Annotated in this window: 16 protein-coding genes and 1 riboswitch; of the genes, 2 read left to right on the top strand and 14 right to left on the bottom strand. The window is 38.4% G+C overall.

Annotated features, from left to right (window positions below):
• Positions 1-32 precede the first annotated feature (32 nt).
• From guaA to FJQ98_RS23310, 13 genes are all read right to left on the bottom strand, one after another.
• The gene (gene guaA, locus FJQ98_RS23255) at positions 33-1,583 is read right to left on the bottom strand and encodes a glutamine-hydrolyzing GMP synthase (protein WP_053594875.1); all 1,551 of its coding nucleotides are present in this window, start codon (positions 1,581-1,583) and stop codon (positions 33-35) included.
• A gap of 152 nt (positions 1,584-1,735) precedes the next feature.
• Positions 1,736-1,837, bottom strand: a riboswitch (purine riboswitch).
• A 35-nt stretch (positions 1,838-1,872) separates the two neighbouring features.
• Positions 1,873-4,056: a transglutaminase TgpA family protein gene (locus FJQ98_RS23260; protein WP_053594874.1), complete on the bottom strand. Its 2,184-nt coding sequence runs from the start codon at positions 4,054-4,056 to the stop codon at positions 1,873-1,875.
• Entirely contained in the window at positions 4,053-5,234 is a 1,182-nt protein-coding gene (locus FJQ98_RS23265) for a DUF58 domain-containing protein (protein WP_053594873.1), read from the bottom strand. Before FJQ98_RS23265 ends, FJQ98_RS23260 begins: the two co-directional genes overlap by 4 nt.
• Positions 5,231-6,175 carry an AAA family ATPase gene (locus FJQ98_RS23270; protein ID WP_053594872.1) on the bottom strand — a complete coding sequence of 315 codons (945 nt, stop codon included), beginning with the start codon at positions 6,173-6,175 and terminating at the stop codon, positions 5,231-5,233. Before FJQ98_RS23270 ends, FJQ98_RS23265 begins: the two co-directional genes overlap by 4 nt.
• Before the next feature lie 446 nt (positions 6,176-6,621).
• The gene (locus tag FJQ98_RS23275) at positions 6,622-7,302 is read right to left on the bottom strand and encodes an ABC transporter ATP-binding protein (RefSeq protein ID WP_053594871.1); all 681 of its coding nucleotides are present in this window, start codon (positions 7,300-7,302) and stop codon (positions 6,622-6,624) included.
• The gene (locus tag FJQ98_RS23280) at positions 7,299-8,108 is read right to left on the bottom strand and encodes an ABC transporter permease (protein ID WP_241774561.1); all 810 of its coding nucleotides are present in this window, start codon (positions 8,106-8,108) and stop codon (positions 7,299-7,301) included. Before FJQ98_RS23280 ends, FJQ98_RS23275 begins: the two co-directional genes overlap by 4 nt.
• Entirely contained in the window at positions 8,108-8,560 is a 453-nt protein-coding gene (locus tag FJQ98_RS23285) for a nitrous oxide reductase accessory protein NosL (protein ID WP_053594870.1), read from the bottom strand. The genes FJQ98_RS23280 and FJQ98_RS23285 overlap by 1 nt, the downstream gene beginning before the upstream one ends.
• Positions 8,557-9,828 carry a right-handed parallel beta-helix repeat-containing protein gene (locus FJQ98_RS23290; protein ID WP_241774562.1) on the bottom strand — a complete coding sequence of 424 codons (1,272 nt, stop codon included), beginning with the start codon at positions 9,826-9,828 and terminating at the stop codon, positions 8,557-8,559. Before FJQ98_RS23290 ends, FJQ98_RS23285 begins: the two co-directional genes overlap by 4 nt.
• 60 nt (positions 9,829-9,888) lie before the next feature.
• Positions 9,889-10,533, bottom strand: a complete 645-nt coding sequence (locus tag FJQ98_RS23295) for a nitrous oxide reductase accessory protein NosL (RefSeq protein ID WP_053594869.1) — start codon at positions 10,531-10,533, stop codon at positions 9,889-9,891.
• A 582-nt stretch (positions 10,534-11,115) separates the two neighbouring features.
• Complete coding sequence (locus FJQ98_RS23300; RefSeq protein WP_053594868.1) at positions 11,116-11,436, bottom strand: hypothetical protein; 321 nt, start codon at positions 11,434-11,436, stop codon at positions 11,116-11,118.
• Between the two features lie 160 nt (positions 11,437-11,596).
• Positions 11,597-11,719, bottom strand: coding sequence for a hypothetical protein (locus FJQ98_RS27355; RefSeq protein ID WP_277815943.1), 123 nt, complete (start codon positions 11,717-11,719; stop codon positions 11,597-11,599).
• Between the two features lie 170 nt (positions 11,720-11,889).
• Positions 11,890-12,714, bottom strand: coding sequence for an ammonia-dependent NAD(+) synthetase (nadE, locus tag FJQ98_RS23305; protein ID WP_053594867.1), 825 nt, complete (start codon positions 12,712-12,714; stop codon positions 11,890-11,892).
• Between the two features lie 21 nt (positions 12,715-12,735).
• Positions 12,736-14,196 (bottom strand): nicotinate phosphoribosyltransferase, encoded by a 1,461-nt coding sequence (locus FJQ98_RS23310; RefSeq protein ID WP_075807241.1) that lies wholly within the window; start codon positions 14,194-14,196, stop codon positions 12,736-12,738.
• Positions 14,197-14,508: 312 nt separating this feature from the next.
• On the opposite strand from FJQ98_RS23310, the gene FJQ98_RS23315 reads away from it, so the two are divergent.
• Both FJQ98_RS23315 and FJQ98_RS23320 read left to right on the top strand, forming a co-directional pair.
• The gene (locus FJQ98_RS23315) at positions 14,509-14,850 is read left to right on the top strand and encodes a P-II family nitrogen regulator (RefSeq protein WP_053594866.1); all 342 of its coding nucleotides are present in this window, start codon (positions 14,509-14,511) and stop codon (positions 14,848-14,850) included.
• Between the two features lie 13 nt (positions 14,851-14,863).
• The gene (locus tag FJQ98_RS23320) at positions 14,864-16,159 is read left to right on the top strand and encodes an ammonium transporter (protein ID WP_053594865.1); all 1,296 of its coding nucleotides are present in this window, start codon (positions 14,864-14,866) and stop codon (positions 16,157-16,159) included.
• A gap of 205 nt (positions 16,160-16,364) precedes the next feature.
• Here the strand turns inward: FJQ98_RS23320 and FJQ98_RS23325 are convergent, their stop codons facing one another.
• A complete protein-coding gene (locus tag FJQ98_RS23325) occupies positions 16,365-16,865 on the bottom strand; it encodes a methylated-DNA--[protein]-cysteine S-methyltransferase (protein WP_053594864.1) in 501 nt (166 codons plus the stop codon).
• Positions 16,866-16,948 lie beyond the last annotated feature (83 nt).

A 16,948-nucleotide genomic window follows, 5' to 3' on the forward strand; every position in this document is an offset into this window, starting at 1 on the left:
ATAACCTATTTAGATTATATTATTCGTAAGTCCTACTCCCACTCAATAGTCGCAGGTGGCTTAGATGTAATATCATACAGCACGCGGTTAACGTGTTTCACTTCGTTTACTAGGCGAACAGAGATTTTCTCTAGTACATCCCAAGGAATGCGTGCCCAGTCAGAAGTCATACCGTCGATAGATGTTACCGCACGGATGCCGATTGCATAGTCATACGTACGTGCATCGCCCATTACGCCAACTGAACGGATGTCAGGTAATACCGTGAAGTATTGCCAAATGTCGCGATCAAGACCAGCTTTTGCGATCTCTTCACGTAAGATGAAATCAGATTCGCGTACGATTTCTAGTTTTTCTTCTGTTACTTCACCAAGTACACGGATACCTAGACCAGGACCTGGGAATGGTTGACGCCAAACGATTTTTTCGTCAAGGCCAAGCTCTAATCCTAATGCGCGCACTTCGTCTTTAAATAACGTGTTAAGTGGTTCGATTAATTTGAATTGCATGTCTTCTGGAAGACCACCAACGTTATGGTGTGATTTAATAGTTTGGGCAGTTGCTGTACCAGATTCAATGATATCTGTATAAAGCGTACCTTGAGCTAGGAAATCCATTCCTTCAAGTTTAGCTGCTTCTTCATCAAATACGTAAATAAATTCGTTACCGATAATTTTACGTTTTTTCTCAGGGTCAGAAACGCCAGCAAGTTTATCCATGAATCGTTGACGTGCATCAATTTTAACAAGATTCATGTCGAAGTCTTCAGTGAATGTTTTCATAACTTGCTCAACTTCACCTTTACGGTTTAAGTTGTGGTCTACGAACATACAAGTTAGTTGGTCACCAATTGCTTTATGAATTAGAACAGCAACAACTGATGAGTCTACACCACCAGAAAGGGCACATAAAACTTTTTTGTCGCCCACTGTCTCACGAATTTTCGCGATTTCAAGCTCAATGAAGTTAGCCATTGACCAATCGCCTTTTGCTTCACAAATGTCGAACACGAACTGACGTAATAAGTCGTTACCGTATACAGAGTGACGTACTTCTGGGTGGAATTGAACTGCATATAGTTTACGTTCTACATTTGCCATTGCAGAGATAGGGCAAGCAGCACTTGTTGCGATTACCTCAAATCCAGCAGGCACTTCTGTTACATGGTCACCATGGCTCATCCATACGATTTGTTCAGTTGGTAACTCACCGAATAGTTTGTTTGAAGCTGTTACTTGGATCTCAGCTTTACCATATTCGCGTGTTTCAGCACCTTCAACCTTACCGCCCTGTGTATGTGCCATTAATTGCATACCATAGCAAATACCTAGGATTGGTAAGCCTAATTCGAAAATAGCTGGATCTACATGGAAGGCATTTTCATCATAAACAGAGTTTGGACCACCTGAAAAAATAATACCTGCTGCGTTCATATTTTTAATTTCTTCCGCTGTAATCGTATGTGGATGCAACTCACTGAATACACCAAATTCACGGATACGACGCGTAATCAATTGGTTAAATTGGCTACCGAAGTCAAGAACGACGATTTTTTCTTGCTCTAATAAAGGGCTAGCTGACAATATTTCCACCTCTTCTACTATTTTTAAAGGAACTTTTCATATGTTCAAAGAAAAACGCGTATGAAAGTAAAAACTTCCTACGCGTTCATAAGCTCTTGATTTATAAAGGCGAATGCGTAGCAAAGAAAAGTGATTTACTAACCTTCTCACCTAACCAAAACATTCACCTTCATAGAGAAATCTTTTACGGTGATTTCGTAGAAACATCCGAACCTTATTATCGAACTTATATGAAAGCAATCCTAATTATATATAATTTTTTTCATTTTACTCTTTGTACCCATCAAAATCAACTGATAGTGCGATTGATTAAATATTCCCAACTTTCTTTCAGTTTTACAAAGTCAACCTGTTGTTTATCCTTACCATAAATATGTTGTTCATATACAGCGGTCAGTTTTTGCATCTCTTCTGTCTCCAACGATGCATCAACTCGGTCAGCAAATGCTCGTAATGTCTCACCATCTTTTCGACGTAATCCAATACGAGATAATTGCTTCGTTAAAACATGGTAAGAAGCATCAAAATTTGTCCAGTCCGCTTCCTTTTTACGATATGCACGCACTTGCATTTTAGGTATCCATGTTTTACGTTGCAGAAACAGAGTAATTGCAGCGATGATCATCAAAATGACTAGAGCAATCCATACATAAGTAAGTTTTTTCACCCATTTCCATACAGCATCTAAACTAAACGTTGAGCTGGATGTTTCTTTCTTCGGTGCTTGCTCTTCCTTCTTTTGTTGCTCTTGTTTTTTTTCTGGCTGCAGTACTTGCTCTTGCTGTGGAGTGTCTTGCTCTATATCATAATCGATATTCACATTTCCTGAAAAGCCAATCGTTGGTTCAAACTCCATCCAGCCTGTTCCAGGTACATATGCTTCCACCCACGAGTGTGCATTATCATTCGTAATTTGATACTCACGTAAACCATCTGACATTGGACCAGGATTACCAGGTGCAAAGCCTTTTACCCAGCGTGCAGGTATCCCCGCCGAACGTAGTAGCACGACCATTGATGTTGAGAAATTATCACAATAGCCACCTTTGGTATCGAATAAAAACTGATCAACATAATCTTGATCCTCAGCCGGGATTGCTACTGCTGTTTTATCGTATCTAAAGCCATGAGTTGAAAAATATGTTTCAACCGCTTTTATTTGATCATATATAGAGGTTTTATCCTGAGTAATATCTTTTGCCAAATCCCCTACACGCTGTGGAAGGTTGTTTGGCAATTGTAAAAAACGATTAAAGGATGAATCTAATGTTTCTAGCATGGACGGGTCAGACATTTGGAGCTGCTCCATGCTATATACTGGCTCACTATAAGATATCGTATAGTTAGATAGTAATTTTGACTCGCCGTTTTGTTGCTCTATTGCTATTTTTTCATTGCGTTCATCCTGAATAAACAGGGGCGAATCTTGGGCAGAAACAGATAGCATGCCATACGTTTGCAATAAAAATGGCATTGGTGCAGCAATGTCCAATTGAATTTGACGTTCATTTTCAGGAGACCCAGCTTGTAACGAAGTTAGGATAGGCGTATCGATTTGATAAATATTTTTTCCAAAGTTCCCCTCTGAGAGAATCCAGCCCTTCGTTGTATAAGTGTCCTTTGTATCTATCCGCCAATAATGACGGTCACGGGAAGTTGCTGTGAAAATTAGTGTATTATCACCTTGAAACGGCCCCCCTAATTGGCTATCATCCTCGCTGTATCCAACTGTTTTTTTACCTGTTCCAAAGTCCCCTTGCCCTGCAACCCCTTGAATAAAAGGCACTGGATCAGCCCAAGTCGGACCTGTCTTAGGTAAAAAGAATGCCACTACACTTACAAGCATTACCGAAACAATCATTGGTATAACCAGTTTCCACTTTCCTATTACATTACTTGGCGCATCTGCTTGAAGCCATAAGCGTTTGACGAAAAGCAAGCCTGTCATTATTAATCCAAGCACAGTAACTTTAACAATTGCCACTTTTCCATCATAGTCACTAAACGTATCTAATGTAGCAATAAAGAATACGGTTAACGCAAAGAAATAGAATATATTTTTTCGCACTGTTATCCAGTGATGAATTAGGTAGATTAACATCCAAATAAGCACAAGGAATAGCACCGTTCTAAACGCATCCGTAACTTGTCCAAAATCGCCCGAAAGAATGGTTGTCATATTCCATTTCCATTCATTCATTAAAAATGGTAATGTCTGTCCAGATAAAAAAGGATTTTCACTATAAACAAACACTATAAACCAAGTAATATAGCCAAATTTCACTAATCCTGACAATAATGGATGCACTTGAAATAGGCTAAGTACTAGTGATAGACCGATAAACACTAAAAATAAATGAAACAATCCTGTATTTGTTAGCTCCATTACAGGAATAAGCCATTCACGTAAAATTAGAAAAATAATTACGTATGCTATTGCTAATTCTATAAAATTTCCTAGTGATTTTTTCACGGCTTCATCACCTCCGTGAACAGATGGTAATAATCTGTTGGATTTACATGTACAACTTGAATATGCTTATAACGCTTTGCTAGCTCTGTTTGCATAGGTGGCTGCTCCGCTACTACAAAACAAATACAGCCTTTCACCATACTGGCAAGAGTATGAAGTAATTCATCTGATACTTCACTCGTAACATACAGTAGTGTTGCAACATGCTTAAAGACTTGCTGATCTCGTAATTGGAATTTGACAGTTTCCGTAGGTTTTATAGCAGCTAAATGATGCATTACTTGATCTAGCTGCCTATTACCTTGAATAATCGGAAACACCTTCGTTTTGGCACCCGCTGAAACAAATGAAATATCCCCACGCTCTTTGACAATTGTTTGTAACATCGAAGCGACAAGCTCAATTTTCCCCTCAAATAAAGGAGACTTTTCAGCATGGAGTACCAACATTAACTCTTGTGATTGACGATCTTCAAATTCCTTAGATTGCAATGTCTGCGTTTTCGCAAATGACTTCCAGTGAATCCAAGAAAAACGGTCACCTGGAACATACTCACGTAAGCCAACAGCCATTGATGTATCCTTAACAATTGAATAAGGCGACATCATTGTACCAACATCAAATTTTGTTTGAAGTGCGGCATACTTCATCTCTCTTACTCTCGGATAAATTAAAATGACTTGTTCCTTTTCTGCCGCAACTCGTTTTTTTGCCCAGCCAAAAAAATCACAGAAAACAATATTAACACCTAAGTAACGATGCTCGCCACGGGGCATATTTTCCAGCATGTAATTCCAGCTAAATTTTTTCCTGAAGCCTACGAACTTAATGGCATTCGTTCCTTGCACTTTCGATTGAACAAGGGCTTCGCTGTTCACAAGCTCCTCCATCATCATATAAACAAACGGAAAACGTGATTTTCGTTCCACCGTAATTGTAACCTTAGCAGATTGTCCACTCTCAACACGAGAGGGCTCAATTTTGCGTTCCACAAGTAAAATATCTTCTTTCACTAGTAAGAAAATAAATGCATACAACAAAAACGGACTCACTGTAAAAAATACAAACCAGCTAACAAACCCTCCTTGGAACATGGCATAGCAAAACGTTATGATTATTAACGAAGATACTAATAAGAAATGTTTACTTTTCTCTATAAAAGCTCGCCATTTCTTCATTGCTCCGCAAACCTCTTTGTTGGGACAGGTGTATTCGCAATAATACGTTCAATAATTTCCTCTGCTGCCACGTTATCATAACGCGCATCTGGTTTTAATACTAAACGATGGCTAAAGACAAATGGTACTAAATATTGGACATCATCAGGCGTAACATAACTACGCCCTTTTATAAACGCATAAGCTTGTGAGGCTTTCATTAAAGCAATTGTCGCTCGAGGACTTACCCCTAAATGGACATAGTTATTTTCCCGTGTTTGAGTCGCTAGCTCAACCATATAATTTTTAACAGAATCTTCAACATACACACCCTGTACAAGCTCCTGTAATTCAATTAATTGCGCAACTGTTAGCACAGCTTCAATTTTCTCAATCGGCTTACCATGTTCAGCTCGACGTAGAATCTCCACTTCTTGCCCTCTTGTAGGATAGCCCATTTTTATTTTTAATAAGAAACGATCGAGTTGTGCTTCTGGTAACGGATATGTGCCTTCATGCTCAATTGGATTTTGAGTGGCCATTACAAAAAACGGTTGATTAATTGTCAGGGTTTTACCATCAATTGTAACGGAAGCTTCCTCCATTCCCTCCAGCAAAGCAGACTGTGTTTTCGGAGATGTACGGTTAATTTCATCCGCTAAAATTACATCTCCCATGATCGGACCAGGTCGAAATTCGAATTCTAGCGTCTTCGGATTATAAATAGATACTCCTACAACATCTGAGGGCAATAAATCAGGTGTAAATTGAATCCTTTTGAACTGTGCATCACACGATTTTGCTAGTGCCCGCACCATCATTGTTTTACCGACACCTGGCACGTCCTCAAGCAAGACATGTCCCCTTGCCAACATGGCAACTATGCTAAGCTCTGCAACCTCTCTTTTGCCTATCATTACTTTTTCTATATTCTCTAATACATTTTGTATTTGTGAATTCATAAATCAAAAAACCTCCTATTTCATCCAACAATTGTTTGAATTGCATGATAACTTACTTTAAGCATAACGAAATCTGCTTTGTAACACAATTATATGAAACCCTATTGCTTTATCCCTACAGTTTGAGCAAATTGCAATTATTTAGCGGGAAAAGTAATCAAACATGTTGATTAACTATATTTTACCATCACACCGAAGATGAAGGCTGCAGGCGAGAGTCTATCACCCTCCGCTACAATCAGTTAAAATGGACATACATTAGCAAAATATCAACAAAAAACCCTTTTATCACTCAATAATAAACCTATATTTTCCTAATCAACACGCTTGTCCCTAATCAGCGAGTCTGAAAAGTAATAATACTTCAGCAGAAAAGAAGGCTTGTCTGAACTTCTCGTTCAAACAAGCCCATCTTCTAGTATATAACGTCATTACCTATCAAAATGTTACAAATTTAATTTTTTTAACCATAAATTCTCTAAAGAAGTTGAATTTTCTTGTAAAAGTATTTCCTTTAAGTCACCCGAAATAAGTATTTCCCCTTCATGTAAAACTAGTACATCGTCCGCTACTTCCTCCGCAAAAGCAAGCAAATGTGTGGAAAATATTACAGTACAACCCCTTGCTTTTTCCTCTAGCATCATTTTTTTCAGCTCTGCAATCCAAAACGGATCAAGACCATTAGTCGGCTCATCTAAAATAAGCAAGGAGCCATCGCCAAGTAAGCTTTGAGCGAGATTAAGCCGTTGACGCATTCCCTTTGAGAATTGCTTCACTCTTTGCTTTCGAACATCCCATAAAGCAACGCGTCTCAGTACATCTTCCTGTTCGCTTTTACCAATTTGCTTTAAAGAAGCTAGTAGCTGCAAAATTTCTGTTGCTGTTAACATAGAAGGAAAATCCACATCATCAGGCATGTATCGAATAGCTTGTGGTTTATGCCATATTATTTCTCCCGATTTTTGTTTTTCCTGCCCAGTTAGCAAGCGAATTAAAGTACTCTTTCCAGCACCATTTCCTCCTACAAGTGCTAAAATACGCCCTGCCCGCAAAGAAAAGGAGGCTTCTTGAAGACCTCTATTATTATCATAGATATTCGATAACTTCTTTGTTTCTAATAGCATCATCTTCTATCCCCTTTCTTCAAAAGCATACTAGCGTAAGCTAATGGACATGTTATCCAAAGTAATGTCACCGCCACGTACACTGCGTAGCCTAGTGGTGACGAATAAAACTGCGTTACTTTATAAAATGCTGGTCCAAGTACGCTAGCCTGATCTGTAAAAATGAAGTAGCCAAAGCGTAGCCACTCCACAGGATTAATGTGTATCGCCAAAACTGTCAGCTTTTGTAGAACGTGCCCCGCCACGACGGTTCCAATAGCCATTAAAGCGTAAGAAATAAGCAATAAAAAAATTGACCAAAAAACAAGTGATAACGACAATGAAAATAATCTTGTTTTCGCAAATGCTCCAACTGCAATGGCCAATGACACAAAAATGAATATACATAGCAGTGTTAGGATAATGAAAATAAACGGTAAACGTACTCCACCTAAAAATCCACCAAGTGCTAATATAGCTCCAAACGCCACTGCAACGACCAATAAAAAGGCCAGTACGGATGCAATATACTTTCCTGCAATATACTGCGTACGTGTCATCGGATATGTCTTTAATAAAGAAAACCAACCTGATTCCACGTCACCAGCTACACTCATACTTCCGATTGTTAATATAAACAGTGGTAATAAAAACAGCAATACATTTAAAAACGAGGCTGTTTGTCGTGTAAAGCCCTCTACATCTGGTAGTGCCATTTGCTGAATGACAATGATAGCTGTAAAAACGAATGTGAAAAGTATACCGACCAATTGCATCCAACGACTTCTAAGCATTTGCTTCAATTCAAGTTTGATAAGCATACTATACATTACTTATGGATCCCCCATTTAAAATCATGTAAATCTGTATAAGCAAGTAGCTGACCTTCCCCCTCAGAAACCATCCACTCCTGTGCCGCTTCCTTCGTATCGAATGCAACTACCCCATAATTCATCGGCGTCCAATAATCCTTGTTGTACACATATACAGCTTTAATAACGTCAATCCATTCATTTTTTGCTGCATCTTTAATATAGGCTGCTCCAACCTCATCTTCTCCATTTGCTTCAATATATTCCATAAGACAGCCAATATCATCAAAAATTTCATAATCACCATTCTTCAATGCAATCTGACCAGCATATTCATTGTGAACTATACTCATATTGCATATTTTACAAACATCAGTTTCACTAACTATTTCACGTGGCTCATATGTTTTTTCACTACAGCCCATCAGCACAGCACAACATAACATTACAATCATTATCCATTTCTTCATTCTGTTATTCCTCTTTTCCATAGCCATAAACTACTTAATGTCAAGAATAGACCTACTAGCATTTGCACCATATTCACCTTGTTCTTTTCCTTCGTATCTTTCATTACCAACCTCGGAGTATTATCAATGAGCATATTCTTTTCAGTTTTATTAATTTGCTGATCAAGTGATGTCAGTAAAATGACACTCGGAGATGCCACGAAATATTGGTAAACAGGCTGACGTACCATCCATTGACCAAAGCTTGACACAGCCACATACGGGATATCGCCGAAACCATTGTCTTTTAAATCAATCCCCGAATAATCATCATAATAGTTACTTACTAGTTGAAAGCCTTGCTTATCGGAGCGTGCCGTTAATATATTACCTGTAAAGTTATTACTACTAGCCGTCGTGTCGCCATTTACTTTTGTGCCCTCAAGTGCTGTTTGATTCATCTGAAAATCATTTGTTTCAATTTGGATATTTGAACTTTTCTGCAAAGCTACACCAGTTCGATTATTCTTGATGGTGTTAAGCTTAATTTTTGCTTGCTGTACATCATACAGCAGCATACCGTAGCCATTAAAATCAAAATGATTAGCTACTGTATTATTTTCAAGGAGAATGTCTGTTGTCATCATAATCATAAGGCCAGTAACATTATGAAGATATGTATTAAAAAGTGCTTCAGCATCACTCGTATACATAAAATGCGTACCGTAACGGCTGCTCGTCACCTTATTTCGTTGAACAACGACACGCGTTACCTCCTCTACATAAATTCCATCCTGCACTCGCTCAATCGTATTACCTTCGATAGTGATGTCCTCACTCTTAAAAACAGCCACCCCATTACCTTTTTGGGAATAATGCGCCTCACTACCAGCCACATTAACTTCATGTATACGCACATTTTTGGAGCGTTGTATATGAACGCCTGTATGAACATCTTTAATTTGTAATTTACGTAGCTCAAGTCCATCTACATCACTAGCAACAATAGCTTTGTTTTTTCCTGATAATGTTATATTTTCTACAGTGACTTTGGCAGTATTTTCAATTCGAAGTGCCGGCTTGTCTCTTTCACCAATAAGTTCAGTTCCCTCTTCACCTTGTAACGTTATCGGTTTTGTCACAATAAAATTACCTTGGTAACGACCAGCAGGAATATGAACGATCTCACCAGGCCTCGCTGCATCAATTGCAGCCTGCATATCAAAATCGGCATATACTGTCTGGCTCATGAACAGAAAAAACAATAAGGCAAACCCTATTTTTTTCACCAATCCTTACCTCCCAGTTCAGCACGAAAAGACTAGAGGAATTCCCCCTAGTCCATTCGACTAATGACTATGACCTTGACTATCCTGATTCATCTCTTCCATATGCATAGAATCAGATTCACCATTGGCTTCTTTTTCAGCTTTTTCTTGCATTTTCTTTTTACGACGCTCTAATGCTTCATCTTTAATTTTTTGTAATTCCTCTACATGTGCATTTGGATTATCAGCTATATATTTGTCTGCATCGGCTTTATTGATGAAATAAATATATCCCCAGTTCATTGGAGACTTTAGGTCTGTTTTGACGATTGTCACATCATCAACCTTCGTCCAATCCTTCGTAATATAATCACGCACAAATTTTTCATTCTTTTCCTCATTTGCAACCTCAGCATTTACTAAACAGCCTATGTCATCATAAAAAGCAATTGTTCCATCCTCTTTTATTGCTTGGGTAGAGAATTCACCCATCTCTTCGTCCTTCATATATACTTTCATATTACACATTTCACACACTGTATCTTCTTTTGGCTCTTGTAAACGTGGATCAACTAAAGAAGCGACTTGCACAGATTTATCCTTTACTTCTGCTTCATTTGCCGCAACATCTTGCTTCGATTCTTCATCCTTAACTTGCTCTTTTTCTGTACCACAAGCCGCGAGTAAAAGTAATACTGCTAGTACAGGTAACCATAATTTTTTCACAACTGCTTCCCCCAATTTCTTTTTTTCTGTTTCTATTACATACTTTACAGGTAAGTTGTGAAATAAGTTAAAAATAGCTGTGAAGTATTGGAAAAATTACCTTGAATATTCATTGAACATCTCGACTTCAAATATTTTGAATAAAAAATATATGCGTGTTGATTAACCATTTTTATCCATTATGATTAATTAGAAGGCTCTGATTTCCGCTACGGGCTACTCGCTTTCCTGCGAGCGAGCGTCGAGCCGCTTCGCTCCAATGTCTCATCTGTGACGCTGATCCCCAAGGAGTCACCCTGTTGGAATGAAGATCACCCACTTCGCCAAGGCATGTATCTTCTAGCATGTCATTCTATTTATAGTGATAAAGCGAAACTTCAGCAACAAATGGTTTTGTCTGTGCGAAAACAAAGCGATAGCACAAATGTTTTCTTGATCTACAGGAAAGCGAGTAACTTGGAACAGAAATTATCTTCATTTAAAGTCCACAACATTCTTAAAGATTTCATTGACACCATTTTGTTTTTCAACATAAAAAAACTCTCTACACCCAGAATGATGTAGAGAGTTCGATATATGATGTTATATAGAAGAGCGGTAACTATTGAGAAGCTTCTTTTGCTTACTGACAAGACTTAGTTTAACGGCAGTTTCATTTAATTCATTGCGTATTTCTAAATCGTATGCACTGTCCAAATAACTTGCCTCTATGTTATTGGGACGTTGCTGCTGAAATTGTCCAGTGTTACTCATATGCTTTTTATCTTTATTTTTTTGCATACTATTTTTAAATTGTTGTTTCGGATTTTGTCCGAAATTGTGGCTTAAATCTCCCGCATGTAGATACTGTTGTTCGTTTCGAAATATACTACTAGTCGTTGCACTCACTCTAGAAGTCCTCATAAATAATTACCCTCCTTTACTTTTTATCAACTATATAGGTATTTATATCGACATTATATGCTAGGATTTAATAACGTAGAACCAAATTACATAAAAATAAGAGAAAAGAGCTATCTTCAAAAGTGTTTATCACTTTTTCTTATAACTCTTTTCTCAAATATTACTCATCATCATAACGTGGGGTTGATTTCCGTTCCGACTGGCGCTTTGTTGTTGCTGTCGCTTCGCTTTCGCACAGATAATACATTGTTGCTGTCGCTTCGCTTTCGCACAGATAAAACATTGCCGATGTTGGTCACGAAGGCGTTATCACAGGACGTGATGGTTTTAGCCTTCGTTCCTCTATTGCTGATCCCGGAGGAGTCGCCCAGCCGTAACGAAGATCAACTTATATATATGGCATACGTTTTAACAAATCATCCCCAACTATCGATAATGAGACTCATATATACATTACTTCCAAAAATCATCAAATATTGTAATTGGCATGTGACGTTTATGCTGAGAACGTAAATAGTGTCCTTCTAACGTTTTACGAGCTCCGTCAGGGATTTCCTTCCCTTCTAAATAATCATCAATTTGGTCATATGTTACACCAAGGGCTGCTTCGTCTGGTAATGAAGGTCGATTTTCCTCTAAGTCCGCAGTTGGTATCTTTAAATATAAATGCTCCGGGCAATCAAGTGCAGCTAATAACTGCTTACCCTGGTGCTTATTAAGACGGAAGATTGGCATTAAATCTGCACCACCATCCCCAAACTTCGTGTAAAAACCTGTAATTGCCTCGGCAGCATGATCTGTCCCTAGCACAACAGCATTATTCATAGCAGCAATAGAATACTGCACCTTCATTCGTTCACGTGCCTTTTCATTACCTTTTACAAAATCACTTACCTTAATACCTGCATTTACTAATGCTTGAATACTAGCATCGACGGCATCTTTTATGTTTACCGTATAAGTTTTTGTAGGTTTTATATAGTCAATCGCATCCTGACAGTCCTTTTCATCAGCTTGCACACCATATGGTAAGCGAACAGCCCAAAATGAATACTTCGCTTCGCCCACCTCAGCATTTAACTCGTCAACCGCGAGCTGCGCTAGCTTACCAGTTAATGTGGAGTCTTGTCCACCTGATATCCCAAGAACAAATCCTTTTACAAAGCTATAATGACGCGCATATTCCTTTAAAAAATCAATGGATTTGCGAATTTCCTCTTGTACATCAATAGTCGGTAATACACGTAATTCCTTAATGATTTCTTGCTGTAATGTCATTTTGCCTTCACTCCTTACGTTTTACAATCGATTGACCATTTCACGTACTTCTTCAATATTGCGCATTTTATTATTCCAGCATTTTTGACTTAAATCGACTGGGTATTCTTCAGGATTCATGGCACGTTTATATTCATCCCATAACAACTCTAAATTATCAGCTGCATAGTCGCGCATTTCTTCCAAAGTCGGATTTTGATAATTAATTTCACCATTTTTAATCACAAGCTGCTGTAAATTCTTTGCTTCAAAGTTCGTTACAAATTTTGATACGAATGTATGAACAGGGTGGAACATTTTAATGCGCTCCTCTGATTGAGGATTTTCATCTTGCATCGTAATGTAATCTCCCTCTGCCTTACCATTCTTTCTATCAATAATGCGATATACATTTTTTAGACCTGGCGTCGATACCTTTTCGGCATTCGCAGAAATTTTAATCGTATCTTCTAAATGCCCTTCATTATTTTCAATAGCGACCATTTTATAAACAGCGCCTAAAGCTGGTTGGTCGTAAGCTGTAATAAGCTTTGTGCCTATTCCCCACACATCAACTTTTGCACCTTGAGCCTTTAAGTTTAAGATCGTATATTCATCTAAGTCATTCGATACGATAATTTTAGCATTCTTAAAACCCGCTTCATCTAACATGCGACGAGCTTCTTTTGACAAGAAAGCTATATCTCCACTATCTAAACGAATTCCAATAAAATTAATTTTGTCACCAAGCTCCTTCGCCACTTTAATGGCTGTTGGCACACCTGATTTTAACGTATTGTAAGTATCCACAAGAAATACACAATCGCGATGACGTTTCGCATAGGCATGAAACGCATCATAATCATTTTTATAGGCTTGAACAAGTGCATGTGCATGAGTACCTGATACCGGTATATTAAAGAGTTTACCTGCACGAACATTACTAGTTGAAGCAAACCCACCTATAAATGCTGCACGCGTTCCCCAAATTGCTGCATCCATCTCTTGAGCACGTCGCGTACCGAACTCCATCGCCGCTTCATTTTTTATAATTTGTTTAATACGACTAGCCTTTGTTGCAATTAAGGTTTGGTAGTTCACAATGTTAAGTAATGCGGTTTCAATTAGCTGCGCCTCTACTAACGGTGCTTCAATACGGACAATTGGTTCATTAGCGAAAACAAGCTCTCCTTCCACCATAGAATACATATCCCCAGTAAATCGAATATTTTTTAAATACTCGATAAAATCCTCTTTATACCCAACCTCTTCACGCAAATACGCAATGTCCGAATCACTGAAACGAAAATCACGTAAATATTCAAGCATTCTCTCTAAGCCCGCAAAAATAGCATAACCATTGCCAAAAGGTAATTTTCTAAAATATAATTCGAAAACTGCTTTTCTATTATGTATACCATCCGCCCAATACGATTCTGCCATATTGATTTGGTACAAGTCTGTGTGTAGCGCTAAGCTATCATCTGCATAGTTTGATCTCACAAGAAACCCCTTCTTCCGCTTTGATAATTAGTCCTAGTATACACTATATACCCAAATTCTTGCGTATTACATCCTTCTACTTTAATGTTAGATTTCCTCACATGAATAATCAGAAAATTTAGAACCGCACACAAATTAGACACATTTTTTAGTACCGCTTTCATTCCCCTTATAAAAACCTTTTCAGCAAACTATTACGAATTCCGTAATATACTATGTAACAAAACATAACATAGATATTCAAAAAACAATTGCACTGTTTTTCATACCGCTTTAACATGTAAATTAAACTTACACAAGGAGCTGGTATTGATGAAAAAATTAGAAGCAATCATTCGTCCCGAAGTTTTCGGCGCCGTCAGGGACGGTCTTGCTCAAGAAGGAATTGCAGGGCTCAGTGTTTCTGAAATTGCTGGCTGCGGTCGCCAATTAGGACGTACAGGGTTATTTCGCGGAAATACCTATGAAATTGAATTTTTACCTAAGTTGAAATTAGAAATGATTGTTGATGACGAAAAAGTAGATCCTATCGTGAAAGTTTTATTACGTGATGCAGCAACCGGTAAGGTTGGAGACGGTAAAATCTTTATTTACCCGGTAGAACAAGCAATTCGTATCCGCACAAAAGAAGTCGGATCGATTGCAGTAGAATAAGGGGGCGATATATATGGATGAAATAATATTATCTGTAAATTTAGTTTGGGTGATGCTCGGTACTATTTTAGTATTCTTTATGCATGCAGGGTTTGCGATGGTCGAAGCTGGCTTTACGCGTTCAAAAAACGCAGTCAATATTATAATGAAAAACTTCCTTACTATTTCACTTGGCGGTATTGTCTATTTTCTATGTGGTTACGCTATTATGTTTGGTGATACAGCTGGCGGCATCTTCGGTACAAGTGGCTTTGCCTTACATGGTGTAGATGATCTTTCCTTCTTTATTTTCCAAACAATGTTTGCAGCAACTGGCGCAACGATTTTATCTGGAGCAGTGGCAGAACGTACTAATATTTTTGCTTACGTCGGCGTTATTATTCTCATGTCGCTTCTCGTTTATCCCGTTGTTGGCCATTGGGTCTGGAGTGGTCAAGGTTGGTTAACAGATCTTGGTTTTATCGACTTCGCTGGATCTACCGTTGTTCACTTAACAGGTGCTATAGCGGCATTTGTAGCAGCGGTAATGGTTGGTCCACGTCTTGGTAAATATGAAAATGGTCATGTTAACGTTATTACAGGACATAGTATTCCATTAGGAGCTTTAGGGGTATTTTTACTTTGGTTTGGCTGGTTTGGCTTCAACGGGGCTTCTACATTAGCGGCTGATCCTGAACTTGTTCCTAGTGTAATTGCAAATACATTTTTCGCAGCTGCTGCTGGGGTTGTGGCTACTGCCTTTTATACGAAGTTTCGATATGGTCATATCGATGGCTCACTTACATTAAACGGTGCTTTAGCAGGGCTCGTAGGTATTACCGCTGGTGCTGCTAATGTTAGTATTGTCGGTTCAATGATGATTGGATTAATTGCTGCTCCATTATTGGTCGAGGGCGTCCGCTTCATTGAATGGAAATTAAAAGTCGATGATCCTGTTGGCGCGATTGCTGTTCATGGTATTTGTGGTGTTTGGGGTACTCTTGCAGTCGGCTTGTTCGATATTGGTGGTCAAGGATTATTTTATGGAGGAGGCTTCAGTCTATTAGGCGTGCAAGCCATTGGGGTTATTGCTACAATTGCCTGGGTTAGCGTTTCAGTAGCAGCTGGTTTGTTTATTATAAAAGCAATTGTGCCATTACGTGTTTCTGCTGAAGAAGAAGTCGCCGGCTTAGATGTCATCGAACATGGTGCTCCAGCTTATGAATTTCAAGATATTTTCAAAGGCTCTGCCGTACGAGGAGAAACATTTGCTCATCGTTTAACTCACTTCGGTAAAGCACATAACAATGTTCACGAAGAACATGTCTAGTGTCGATTTTCCTTCAAAAACAAGAATCTGCTCGGCATCCTATATATGTCATGCAGATTCTTTTCCAATTTGATTATCATCCAAGAACAGTTTACTCACCTGGATAGGCGTATTGATCAATTTAAGAGAAACTCTGCGCAATTGCCTGTCAGAGAGGAATCTACTCAATACGATGTTTAAACCACTTTAGACAAATCGCCTGTCTTTAGACTTTTTCTAGTTCAAGTAAAAATTCTTTCATAGCTAGTCCACTACGAAAACCTGTTAGCTTACCATTCTTTCCAATCACACGATGACAAGGAATAATTGCTAATATTGGATTAGCACCAATTGCACTACCTACAGCTCTTACTGCTTTCGGATTACCGATGCGGTGTGCAATATCTGAATACGTTGTAGTTGCACCATATGGTAGCTCCTTCAACGCATCCCATACCGCTAGTTGAAACGGTGTTCCTTTTACATGTATTGGCAAATTAAATTCAGTAAGTTCTTTATTAAAATAGGCAGTAAATTGCTTAACATAGCCCTGTAACTTTTCTTTATTCTCTTCAAATCGATAGCCTTTAAAAGGCTTTTTCGCCCACACTTCCACCTCTTCAAATGGCGCATTCGGTGTTCCGATATATACAAGACCTTCATCTGATGCAACGATATACATATTGCCTTGTACATATGTTAGTGTGTCTACATATAATACATCCATTCTCTATCCCCCTTAATTATAGCCTGAAAAATGTTAAATAACTTTAGCTTCCATTCGTTTCATGCTACAGTTATTTTACTTAT

Origin of the sequence: Lysinibacillus agricola (genome assembly GCF_016638705.1) — a bacterium.
Taxonomy (GTDB): Bacteria; Bacillota; Bacilli; order Bacillales_A; family Planococcaceae; genus Lysinibacillus; species Lysinibacillus agricola.